The organism is Parerythrobacter lutipelagi (genome assembly GCF_005434975.1).
In the GTDB taxonomy this organism is placed as follows: domain Bacteria; phylum Pseudomonadota; class Alphaproteobacteria; order Sphingomonadales; family Sphingomonadaceae; genus Parerythrobacter_A; species Parerythrobacter_A lutipelagi.
Genome location: NZ_SKCJ01000001.1, coordinates 967,631 through 976,984 on the forward strand (window position 1 = coordinate 967,631; position 9,354 = coordinate 976,984).

Annotated in this window: 13 protein-coding genes; 6 read left to right on the forward strand and 7 right to left on the reverse strand. The window is 60.1% G+C overall.

All coding sequences use genetic code 11. The features are described 5' to 3' along the window. Positions 1-24 precede the first annotated feature (24 nt). A complete protein-coding gene (locus tag E0502_RS04825; protein ID WP_137676789.1) occupies positions 25-1,068 on the forward strand; it encodes a type I restriction endonuclease in 1,044 nt (347 codons plus the stop codon). A gap of 6 nt (positions 1,069-1,074) precedes the next feature. On the opposite strand, the gene yaaA is transcribed toward E0502_RS04825, so the two are convergent. After that, a complete protein-coding gene (gene yaaA, locus E0502_RS04830; protein WP_137676790.1) occupies positions 1,075-1,860 on the reverse strand; it encodes a peroxide stress protein YaaA in 786 nt (261 codons plus the stop codon). Between the two features lie 193 nt (positions 1,861-2,053). Between yaaA and E0502_RS04835 the strand changes: the two genes are divergently transcribed. Together E0502_RS04835 and E0502_RS04840 are read left to right on the forward strand one after the other, a co-directional pair. Continuing rightward, positions 2,054-2,749 carry a ferritin-like domain-containing protein gene (locus E0502_RS04835; RefSeq protein WP_137676791.1) on the forward strand — a complete coding sequence of 232 codons (696 nt, stop codon included), beginning with the start codon at positions 2,054-2,056 and terminating at the stop codon, positions 2,747-2,749. Continuing rightward, positions 2,749-3,189, forward strand: a complete 441-nt coding sequence (locus tag E0502_RS04840) for a GtrA family protein (protein ID WP_137676792.1) — start codon at positions 2,749-2,751, stop codon at positions 3,187-3,189. The genes E0502_RS04835 and E0502_RS04840 overlap by 1 nt, the downstream gene beginning before the upstream one ends. Before the next feature lie 4 nt (positions 3,190-3,193). On the opposite strand, the gene E0502_RS04845 is transcribed toward E0502_RS04840, so the two are convergent. Beyond that, entirely contained in the window at positions 3,194-3,739 is a 546-nt protein-coding gene (locus tag E0502_RS04845) for a winged helix-turn-helix transcriptional regulator (protein ID WP_137676793.1), read from the reverse strand. A gap of 211 nt (positions 3,740-3,950) precedes the next feature. Between E0502_RS04845 and E0502_RS04850 the strand changes: the two genes are divergently transcribed. Next, complete coding sequence (locus tag E0502_RS04850; protein ID WP_137676794.1) at positions 3,951-4,292, forward strand: CC_3452 family protein; 342 nt, start codon at positions 3,951-3,953, stop codon at positions 4,290-4,292. Between the two features lie 77 nt (positions 4,293-4,369). Here the strand turns inward: E0502_RS04850 and E0502_RS04855 are convergent, their stop codons facing one another. The 3 genes from E0502_RS04855 to galE form a co-directional block, all read right to left on the reverse strand. Further along, the gene (locus E0502_RS04855) at positions 4,370-4,993 is read right to left on the reverse strand and encodes an HAD family hydrolase (protein ID WP_137676795.1); all 624 of its coding nucleotides are present in this window, start codon (positions 4,991-4,993) and stop codon (positions 4,370-4,372) included. Positions 4,994-5,065: 72 nt separating this feature from the next. Then, the gene (gene ykgO, locus E0502_RS04860) at positions 5,066-5,191 is read right to left on the reverse strand and encodes a type B 50S ribosomal protein L36 (RefSeq protein WP_137676796.1); all 126 of its coding nucleotides are present in this window, start codon (positions 5,189-5,191) and stop codon (positions 5,066-5,068) included. 127 nt (positions 5,192-5,318) lie between these two features. Further along, the gene (galE, locus tag E0502_RS04865; protein WP_137676797.1) at positions 5,319-6,332 is read right to left on the reverse strand and encodes a UDP-glucose 4-epimerase GalE; all 1,014 of its coding nucleotides are present in this window, start codon (positions 6,330-6,332) and stop codon (positions 5,319-5,321) included. A gap of 126 nt (positions 6,333-6,458) precedes the next feature. On the opposite strand from galE, the gene E0502_RS04870 reads away from it, so the two are divergent. Continuing rightward, positions 6,459-7,082 (forward strand): DUF4136 domain-containing protein, encoded by a 624-nt coding sequence (locus E0502_RS04870; protein ID WP_240048866.1) that lies wholly within the window; start codon positions 6,459-6,461, stop codon positions 7,080-7,082. Continuing rightward, positions 7,079-8,206, forward strand: coding sequence for a M14 family metallopeptidase (locus E0502_RS04875; RefSeq protein WP_137676798.1), 1,128 nt, complete (start codon positions 7,079-7,081; stop codon positions 8,204-8,206). Before E0502_RS04870 ends, E0502_RS04875 begins: the two co-directional genes overlap by 4 nt. Here the strand turns inward: E0502_RS04875 and cdd are convergent. Both cdd and E0502_RS04885 read right to left on the reverse strand, forming a co-directional pair. After that, a complete protein-coding gene (cdd, locus tag E0502_RS04880) occupies positions 8,203-8,664 on the reverse strand; it encodes a cytidine deaminase (RefSeq protein ID WP_137676799.1) in 462 nt (153 codons plus the stop codon). The two genes, E0502_RS04875 and cdd, sit on opposite strands and share 4 nt — an antisense overlap. Next, complete coding sequence (locus E0502_RS04885; RefSeq protein WP_137676800.1) at positions 8,643-9,347, reverse strand: glycoside hydrolase family 25 protein; 705 nt, start codon at positions 9,345-9,347, stop codon at positions 8,643-8,645. Before E0502_RS04885 ends, cdd begins: the two co-directional genes overlap by 22 nt. Positions 9,348-9,354 lie beyond the last annotated feature (7 nt).

Consider the following 9,354-nt stretch of genomic DNA (forward strand, 5'->3'; position numbering starts at 1 on the left):
TGCATTTGATTGATAGGAGATACCATGGAACTTGAGGCAAGGCTTGAAGCCCTTTCGGACAAAGCGAAAAAGCATCGCGAGGTCTTGGGAACGGAGGAGGCGGCGAAGACCGCACTCGTGTTGCCGTTCCTGCAAGCGCTTGGGTTTGACGTTTTCAACCCAAGCGAGGTTGTGCCTGAGTTCACGTGCGACGTAGGCACCAAAAAGGGCGAAAAGGTCGACTATGCAATTGTGCTTGAAGGTGACGTTACCATGCTCATCGAATGCAAGCCGACAAGTCAGGAACTTTCTCTTCGACACGCATCGCAGCTCTACCGATATTTTGGAGTGACCGATGCTAAGTTCGCCATCCTTACTAACGGAGCCGACTTCAAATTTTATTCAGACCTTACTGCCTCCAACAGGATGGATGAAAAACCATTCTTCGAGTTCAACCTTTGCAATCTGCGAAAGTCAGACATCCGCAATCTCGCCAACTTCCAGAAGTCTGGATTTAACGTCGATGAGATTGTGGAGACTGCTGCAAGCTTGCAGATGGAGGGAGAGGTAACGAAGGTCATCGAAGCTGAAATGGCTGACCCGTCAGCTGAGTTCGTCAAACTTGTGGCAGCCAAAGCGACAAACAGACGAGTCACTGCGGGCCTGAGAGCCGCTATCGCTCGGCACATTCCAAACGCTTTCAATTCAATTGTTCGAGAACGCCTAAACGCACGCATTTCGTCGGCGATGGATGATGACGATCAGCCCGAACCTGCAAGCACTTCGGAGATTGAAACTACTGCTGACGAACTCGAAGGCTTCAGGATCGTGCGCGCGATAGCGTCAGAGATTGTTTCGCCCGAGCGTGTTTTTATCCGAGATTCTCAATCGTACTGTGCAGTTTTGCTTGATGACAATAATCGTAAGCCCATTGCGAGATTGCGATTCAACTCGGAGACAACCCGCTACCTCGGCACATTCGATCAAAACAAGGAAGAACTCCTCAATACGGTCGAATCGGTGCACGATATTTATCGATACAAGAAAGCGATCCTGAAACGACTGAAGGCAATGATCGAAGGCGAATAGGCCGCCCTACTTCTTCACCGGCGGCTGCTTCCTTGAAAACACCAGCGCGCCGTCGCTCGAAGCCTTGGGATCGAACCGATAGCCTTCGGCGTCGAAATCCTTCAGCCGTTCGGCGCGGTCGACTCGTTTTTGCATGATCCAGCGGGCCATCAGGCCGCGGGCGAATTTGACGTGGTACATCGGGCGGTGCGGTTCGCCGTCCTTGATGTTGATGAAATCCGCCGTGATCACTCGCGCGGCCAGCGCGCCGGTATCGACCGCGCCGAAATATTCGTTGGAAGCGAGGTTCACGATGGTCTTGTCTTGATGGCCCGACAGGTCACCGTCGAGCGTCTGTGCAATTCTGCTGCCCCAGAATTCATACAGCGAAGACCCGCGCGGATTCTTCATTTTGGTGCCCATCTCCAGACGGTAGGGCTGGATCGCATCCATCGGACGCAGCAGGCCGTAGAGGCCCGACAGAATGCGCAGATGGTCCTGCGCATAGTCCAGCGTATCGTGATCAAGGCTTGTCGCTTCCAGCCCCCAGTACACATCGCCGTCGAAGGTCAGCCCGGCAGGCGTGATGGAATTGGCGCGGCCATCGAGATCGAAGGCCTTGAACCGCTCTGCATTCAGCTCGGCCAGCTTGTCGGAAATGCGCATCAGCCGTTTGAGGTCGGCGGCGGATTGCTGCTTCGCAACGGCGGCGATTTCGCGCGTATCCTCGGCAAGGCGCGGCCGGGTGATGGCCAGCGGTGTTTCGACGGGGCCGGATTTGAGCTTTTTGGCGGGCGAGAGAAGGGTCAGCATCGGTCGTCTCAGTCTATCTTGGTGCGGGTGATCGAACGGGGCGGAGTGCTGCCCCATGGTTCAGGCGCGATGTTCAGGCACGAAACAGGCTCGGGCAGGCATTGGCAAGCCCGGCACAGCCATTTGTCGCCGGAAGTTTCGCCGTTTGCGTGTTGCAATGCAAAACGTGTAAAGAAACGGCAGGAGTCGCCCCATGTTGAACTTGATCCGTAATCGCTATCTCGACCTGCTCGGGTCGATCTATATCTACAACGAGCACCGAGGATACACCGCAATCGACCGGGTGCTGGAGGCCGTGCGCGCCCGCTCGCCCGACGATACCGATTTTATCGCGCAGGTCGAAAAGCATCGCGCGGACGAGCGCAAGCACTACGTCATGTTCAAACGCTGGTTTGAATTGCAGGGCCGCAAGCCGATGGCGCTCGACCGCCATTTCGGCCACATCGACCGGTTCATCGAGATCATGTTCCGCCGCACGATCGACAAGCTCGACACCGACGAAATTGTCGCCCGTGACGAATTGTTCGAGCGGTTGTGCCGGGTGATCTCGCTGACCGAACAGCGCGGTTACAAGCAGGTCGAAGTCCTGCTCGACCATCCCGTGGTCAAAACCGACCCCGCGCTGATCCGCATCTTCCAGGTCATCAAGAAGGACGAGCCGAGCCATTGGGCGCCCTATGATGATTGGCTGCGCGACCACGCAAAGCGCGAACCCAAATGGTGGGAGCGCGCGGTGGACGGCTTCATTCATTCGGAATTGCTGTTCATCAAGCTGCCGATCCTGTTCCTCAACCCGTTTGTTAAGCGGCGGGAGAACTGGGTGGATGAGGGCGAGGTCGATCCGGATCGCTATTCGCAGCGTATCAAGCCGGGCACTGTAACCGCCTGATGCCGCTCTCTGCCGACGAGTTGCCGCGCGGAAATCTGCTGGCGCGGCTGCTCAAGGTCCGGGTCGGCTGGATGCTGGTGCGCAACACCATCGTCAGCACAGGCGTGTTCCTGATCGGCCTTGGCGTGCTGTGGCTGCTGGTCGAGCGCGGCGGGATGGACGCAGCGATTGCGTCGGGCATCGGCTTCATCGTGGCGAACACGCTGCATTACGTGCTCGGAAGGGCGTGGATCTTTCGCGGGACCGACCGCGGCGTTGGCGCAGGTTACGCCCTGTTTCTGATCAATGGCGGCGTAGGGCTGGCCATCACTGTCGGTCTGATGGCGCTGCTCGTCTGGGCGACACCGGTCAACTATCTCGTGCTGCGCGTGCTGGTGTCCGGGATCGCCGGGCTCGCGATGTTTGTGCTCAACGCGACGATCAATTTCCGCCGGGTCTAACGACCTATTCCGCCGCCTGACGCCGGTCGAGATCGGCGAAATCGCCCGGTTTCAGACCATCTCCCGGTTCGGCGACTGTGCCGTCGGGCCGCTTGCCCAGGTCTTCGCGCTTCGTCAGCCACAAATCCTGCGGGCCAAGGATACGGCCGTCATGCGCGAGGATCGAGACAGGGCCGATCGGCAGCCGGTCCTGCTCATCGACGAGAACCGGATTCTCGATCATTTCCGCGCCATACTTCTGACCCCATTGGCGGAGCGCGAGCATGGCGGGCAGCAGGTCGAAGCCCTTTTCAGTCAGCCGATATTCAATCCGCCGGCGATCTTCCGCGCATGGCTGGCGATCCAGAATGCCATGCTCGACCAGCTTGGCCAGGCGGTTGGACAGGATGTTCCGCGCGATGCCGAGTTCGGTCAGGAACTCCTCGAAGTGATGCAGGCCGTTGAAGCTGGCGCGCAGGATCATGAACGACCAGCGTTCGCCCATGACTTCCAGCGCTTCCGGCAGTCCGCAGACTGTCAGTTCCCTCAACGGTTCACGCAATTCACCCATTTCCTACTCCCTTGACCGCATCTGATAACGCGGATTGTGGCTGCCACAAACCTGAAACTCGAATTTCGCCTCGAAAGTAAGTTTTAGGTTGCAACTTAAAATGTATCAGACTAGGTAGTGATTCGCAACTGATTGTGATTCGCGATCGGTTGGACCCGAAATCAGGCGCCACCTCTCTCCACTCCGGGCGCCGAACAGAAGGACCGCTGAAATGACCCTCTCCAACACTCTCCCGCGCATCGTCCCTGCTGCCGTTCTCGCTCTTGGCTGGACCGCACTCAGCTTTGGCGCGCTGACCGCAACGCCTGCCGAAGCCCGCGGCAACCAGCCGCACTACACTGTCGAGCTGGCCCAGCCCGCCAAGGAAACCCGCGCCATTGCCGGCGGCGTCGCCTGGAGCTGCGCCGGAACCACCTGCGTCGCCGCCAAAGGTACGTCGCGCCCGGTTATCATGTGTACCCGCCTGCAGCGTGAAGTCGGGCCGATCGCCAGCTTCACGACCGATGGCAAAGCGCTGAAGGAAGACAAGCTCGTGCGCTGCAACGAGCAGTAAGCCTTATCCGATCCCAGACCCGTCCTCTCCATTGCGGGTCACTCAGGCCTCCGGTGTTTGCACCGGGGGCCCTTTTTTCAGAGCAGACCGCGTTCGGTCAGATCGGTTTCCAGAGTGGGCCCATCGCGAAAATGATGCGTCTGCCAACCGAGGCGATCGGCCGCCTGCACATTGGGCGGGCTGTCATCGATGAACAGCATTGCCTCTGGCCGATGCCCGAACCGCTGGGCAGCAAGGTCGAAGATCGCACGGCCGGGCTTCACCAGCCGCTCTTCGCCTGAAACAACAATGTCGCGGAAATGGGACAGGACCGGCTGGGTGGGCGCAAACTGCGCCCAGAAATCGGTCCCGAAATTGGTGATCGCGAACAGCGGGACCTCGCGTTCCGCCAACCGTTCGATCAGTCCAGGCACACCCGGCACCGCGCCCGGGATCGTCTCCAGCCATCGGTCGCGATAGGCCTCTATCGCCGCGCGATAATCAGGAAAGGCGCGAATCCGCTCTTCGGCCATTTCATCGACCGGACGGCCCGCATCATGTTGTCCGTGCCAGGCTTCGCTCACGACGTGCGCACAGAACCAGTCAAGCTCGTGCGGGTCTTCGAACAGTTTGGCGAACAGCAGGCGCATGTCCCACTGGACGATGACCCGTCCGACATCGAACACCACGGCTTCAACCGGCCTCACGCGCTTGTCAGACATGCAAAAAGCCCCCGCTTGCGCGAGGGCTCTGCACTTCATCACAACCGCGAACGAATCGCGGCGCGGCCATCATTATCCCTGACGCGCCTTGAACCGGCGGTTGGTCTTGTTGATGACATAGGTCCGGCCACGGCGACGGATGACACGGCAATCCCGGTGACGACCCTTGAGCGACTTGAGGCTGTTGCGGACTTTCATGATCTAAGCTTTCCAAAAAACAAGGCACCGGAGGTAGTCTCCGATGCCGGAAATTCAAGGGCGCCGCTTACGGAGGGAATCACTCCCGGTCAAGCCCTGTGGTCAGGTCAGCGGTCGCGCTGAACGGTCAGGAATTGCCGCGCAGATCGGACAGTTTCCGTTCCCATTGCAACGCATGCCCGATGATCGTGTCGAGATCGGCGTGGCGTGGCTGCCAGGGCAGCGTCGCCTTGATGCGTGACGGGTCGCTGATGAGCGAGCCCGGATCACCTGCGCGCCGCGGCTCCATCCGCCGATCGATCGTCCGATTGGTCACCCGGTCAACTGCGTCCAGCACTTCAAGGACAGAGAAGCCGCGCCCATAACCGCAGTTCATCGTCAGCGATTTTTCAGGTGAAGCGACCAGTTCTTCCAGCGCCAGCACATGCGCGGAAGCAAGATCGGACACATGAATATAATCGCGCACGCCGGTCCCGTCAGGCGTATCGAAATCAGTGCCGAACACGGCGACATGATCGCGCTTGCCCAATGCCGCTTCGACTGCGACCTTGATCAGATGTGTCGCGCCAGCCGTCGACTGGCCTGTCCGGCCTTGCGGATCGGCCCCGGCGACATTGAAATATCGCAGAGCGCAAAAATTGAAGTCATGCGCCTGCGCAGTATCGGCGAGCATTCGCTCGGTCATCAGTTTCGACCAGCCGTAAGGGTTGATCGGCGACTGCGGGGTTTCTTCCGTCACGGCCTCGACATCGGGGATGCCGTAAGTTGCAGCGGTCGAACTGAAGATGAAGTGACGAACCGACGCTGACACAGCCGATTCGATCAGCGAACGGCTTTTCACGGTGTTGTTGTGATAATATTTGAGCGGATCGGAGACCGATTCCGGCACCACCACAGACCCGGCGAAATGCATCACCGCACCCGTGCCCTGTTCTTCGAAAATTCGCGCCATCAGCGCCTGATCTTCGATATCGCCTTCGTAGAAGGGGACACCGTCAGGCACTACGAAGCGGAACCCGGTCACCAGATTGTCGACCACCGCCACCGGCCAGCCCGCATCCTGCAGCGCCAGCACCGCATGGCTGCCGATATAACCCGCCCCGCCGGTCACCAGCACGCTGAATGGTTTGTCCTTGCTCATTGCGCGCGCTCTAGCATTTCCGCGCAAGACAAAGGTTAACGCGGGGCCTTTTTTGCAGGTCTGCTGGTGAAATTCATCGCGCACGACTAGAAAGTGCGTTGAGGGGAGACGAAGGAGGTACCAATTATGCGTATGAACCGTCTTACCCTGGCCGCGATGGCGGCAATTGCCTGCGCGCTTTCAGCTTGCGCGACCGCCCCCAAGGCCGGCCCGGTGTCCGTGACCCGCTTCGTCGAACCTGCGGCTTTGGCAAGCACTGCAGGCGGCACATTCTTTGTCGAGACTGCGCCCGGGATCGAGATGGAACCGGATCGCCTGTCCGCCTACAAAGCTGCGGTGGCGCGCGAACTGACCGAGCAGGGTTATGTCGAAAGCGACCGTGCGAACGCTGACTTCCTTGCCATCGTCCGCGCTGAAACATCCCTTAACCGCCCCGGCGTTCCGCGCCGCGGCCCAGTCAGCGTGGGTGTCGGCGGCTCGACCGGCACCTATGGCTCGGGGGTCGGCCTCGGCGTCGGCATCAATCTCGGCGGCGGCGGTCCGAAAGAAACGCTGGATACCGAACTTGGCGTCATGCTGCGCGACGCGCAGAGCGGTGCGACATTTTGGGAAGGACGCGCGCAATTTTCGGTAAGTGCTAATTCACCTTTGGCAGTTAGTGGCGCCAACGCAACGGCAATAGCCGACGCCATGTTCCGCGAATTCCCCGGCAACAACGGCGAAACCATAGAAGTAAGGGTCAGTCAGTGAACGAGATTTCCATCGATGCGAATTTCGACAGCGGCAATATCGAAGTGCTGTCGGTCGACGGGGCGAAAGCGCGCCTTGCGATCCGCAAAGACAAGCACAGCGAATTCAAGCAGTGGTTCCATTTCCGCGTTGCGGGTGCAGCAGGCCGCGAGCTTGAGCTGAAGATCACCGGGCTCGACACTTCGGCCTATCCTCTCGGCTGGCCGCACTACAATTGCCGCGTATCGGAAGACCGCGAATATTGGGCTGCTGCCCCAACGACGTGCGCGATGGATGAAGACGATGGCACTCTGACCGTGCGTTATACGCCGGCCAGCGACATCGCCTGGTTCGCCTATTTTGCGCCCTATTCGATGGATCGCCACCACGATTTGATCTCCGAAGCGGCTGCAAGCGAAGGCGTATCCTATCGCAAGCTTGGCGACACGCTCGACGGGCAGCCAATCGACTATCTGACTTTCGGTGAAGGCGATTTCCACGTCTGGCTGACCGCCCGGCAGCACCCGGGCGAAACGCAGGCCGAATGGTGGATGGAGGGCATGCTCGAACAGATGACCGATCCGTCGGATTCGGTCGCGCGCGAGCTGCGCAAGCGCTGCACCTTCCATGTTGTGCCGAACTGCAACCCTGACGGTTCACGCCGCGGACACCTGCGGACCAATGCTTGCGGCGCCAACCTCAATCGCGAATGGGAAAGCCCGAGCGCAGAACGATCGCCTGAAGTACTCGCGATCCGCAACATGATGGACGAAACCGGGGTCGATTTCGCGATGGATGTGCATGGCGATGAAGCCATCCCGGCCTGTTTCCTGGCAGCCTATGAAGGCATCCCGGACCTGACCGACGAACATTATGACAAGTTTGTCCGTTACGAGCAGATTCTCGAGCGCCGCACACCCGATTTCCAGACCGAGAAAGGCTATCCCGAAGCAAAACCGGGCGAAGCAAATCTGACGATGTGCACAACGCAGGTCGCCTGGCGCTTCAAATGCCCGGCGATGACGCTCGAAATGCCTTACAAGGATAATGACGATGCGCCCGATGCCGAGCAGAACTGGTCGCCCGAACGCTGCAAGCAGCTAGGCAAGGACTGCATGGGCGCGCTGCTGGAGTGGCTGGCTTAAGCCAGGCTCGCCGGGCCGAAGGCATCGGGCAGCAGGGCGGACAGCTTGACTGTCCGCACCTCGTCATCGCCGACGCACAGCACATCGGGGTCGGTCCCGCCCAATTGCGCCAGCTCGGTCAGCACCTGGCGGCACACGCCGCACGGGGTGATGGGACTGCCGCCGCCTTTACCTTCCGGGCCGGTCACCGCGACCGTCTCCAGCCCGCCGCGCACGCCGTCGGACATCGCTTTGAAGACAGCGACCCGTTCCGCACATACGCTCGGCCCGTAGGCGGCATTCTCGATATTGGTGCCGGTCACCACGCTGCCATCGGCAAAGCGCAAGGCCGCGCCCACGGCGAAGCCCGAATAGGGCGAATAGGATCGCTCGGCCGCCGCGCGGGCCGCAGCGATCAGTTCTTGGTCGCTCATGCGGCCCTCTTCAGTTTCTGTTTTCACGGTTGCACCACCACCCATTCGACCGGCTCATCGCTCGCTTCGCTCATCAGGTTTTCATTCGCCGACCAGAGCAGCCAGGGCCGCCCGGCATAGGTCGGAGCAAACCGCGTCCGGTTGACCCACAGATTGCGCTCGATCCGGCGCGCAAGGCCGTATTCCGCCTCGAACTGCGGCTTGATCTTGAGAATGACCGGCTTGCCTGCATGAGTCTCGATCTGATTGATCAGCGTCATGAGTTCGCTGTGAACCGCGGCATCCGGCACGCGTGTCTCGCACGAGCTGGCCGTCCGCCCCAGTGCGATAACGGGGGGCAGCAAGTCCTTTCCGCGCGGGACGGTGGTGACGAAATTGGCCGATTGGCCATCAGCCATGGCGCAAGGATCGAACAAATGAACCGCGCCCACCTGCAACCCTGCCTTGCGCGCGGCCGCATAATTGCGCGCGAAGGCAGCATCCATTCCCTCCGCCCCGATGCTCGCTTCGAGATAGGCAAAATTCGCGCCGAGCGCCTTTAGCGTGGCGAAACGGACCACGCCGTCTTCCTGCGCAATCAGCGCGCCCTGATCCGGATATTCGCTTTCCGGCGGAGTCCAGTGCTGCGTGTCCCACCACAGCCACAAGCCGCCTGCCAGTGCGGCAAGCGCCAGAAAGGCGGCGGCCCGCCATAGCCAGGCACGTTTCGGATTGCGTTTGCGCCCCATTTGCCCG